Source organism: Mangrovicoccus sp. HB161399 (assembly GCF_013184745.1).
Lineage (GTDB): Bacteria > Pseudomonadota > Alphaproteobacteria > Rhodobacterales > Rhodobacteraceae > Mangrovicoccus.
Map to the genome: position 1 here is coordinate 1 of NZ_JAATVU010000296.1, position 661 is coordinate 661.

Annotated in this window: 1 protein-coding gene and 1 pseudogene; both read right to left on the reverse strand. The window is 71.4% G+C overall.

Annotation, left to right across the window (positions count from 1 at the left end; genetic code table 11):
• Window positions 1-354: pseudogene (locus tag HCC78_RS32990) on the reverse strand (hypothetical protein); the annotation flags it as partial.
• A gap of 195 nt (window positions 355-549) precedes the next feature.
• Window positions 550-661, reverse strand: a 112-nt coding sequence (locus HCC78_RS32995; RefSeq protein WP_172332877.1) for a GapR family DNA-binding domain-containing protein, incomplete at its 5' end; no start/stop codon positions are given.

A 661-nucleotide genomic window follows, 5' to 3' on the forward strand; every position in this document is an offset into this window, starting at 1 on the left:
GGCGTGGCGGTGCATCACCGGGTTCTCGACGCAGACCCGCGGCACCGGCGCGTGCCAGAGATCGGCGAAGAGCTGCACGCCGTCCTCGAGCTCTGCCCACATGTCGTCCAGCGTGCGGCCGCGCGGCGGGCGGTGCAGCCAGCGGACGCCGCTGTTGCAGAGCCGGGTGCAGGGCGGGTGCGCGACCATCAGCAGGTCCCAGCCGAGATGCAGAACCTCGCGGGCGTCGCAGCGGAAATGGGTGTTCGCGCCGTCCTCGGCCGGGAGCAGGTCGCAGCTCCAAGCGTCATGCCCGCGGCAGGCGAAGGCGCGGCGGACCACGCCGGAGGTCTCGCAGGCGACCAGGACGCGCATCAGGCGGCCGCCACGACGGCGGCGATGGCCAGCAGGGCGATGAGGATCAGCGGCAGGCGGAATGCGAGCGTGCAGGCGGTCATTGAAATGTCTCCGGGGGAAAGAGCCCCGGGGCTGATCCCCGGGGCAGGTGCCGGCGCCTTGGTCCCGCCAGGCAAGATCGCAGCAGATCGAGCGGGGCGGCGCCGGGGTGGCTCAGCCCATGCCGAGGGCTTCCTTGTAGAGGTCGAGCACGGCTTCTTCCTCGGCGATGTCGTCGCGGTCGCGCTTCCGCAGGGCGATGATCATGCGCATCACCTTGGTGTCG